General features: G+C 65.3%; 1 pseudogene. It reads right to left on the bottom strand.

Annotation, left to right across the window (positions count from 1 at the left end):
- Window positions 1-251 (bottom strand): annotated as a pseudogene (locus REG_RS11545) (N-acetylglutaminylglutamine synthetase); the annotation flags it as partial.

Genomic DNA, 251 nt, shown 5'->3' with positions numbered 1-251 from the left:
GCCAATCGGCGTCGGTCTGCACCCGGCGAATGCGAAAGCCGCGAAACACACGGGTGGCAGGGCGATAGTCACTGAACCACAGGCGCAAGGTGTCGGACGGGTCGAGGAACAATTGCTGCGGGTCGATCCCCAGGATCTGCTGCGGTGCCGCCACGTAGAGCGCGATATCACGCTCGCCAGGCTGTTCGTTCAGCAGTTCCTGGGCCAGGCTCGCCGGGTCGGGGAAGGTATGCCCGATCAGCAACCGGCCC

The organism is Candidatus Regiella insecticola LSR1, assembly GCF_000143625.1.
Taxonomy (GTDB): domain Bacteria; phylum Pseudomonadota; class Gammaproteobacteria; order Enterobacterales; family Enterobacteriaceae; genus Regiella; species Regiella insecticola.
This window is presented reverse-complemented; position numbering and strand designations above follow the sequence as displayed.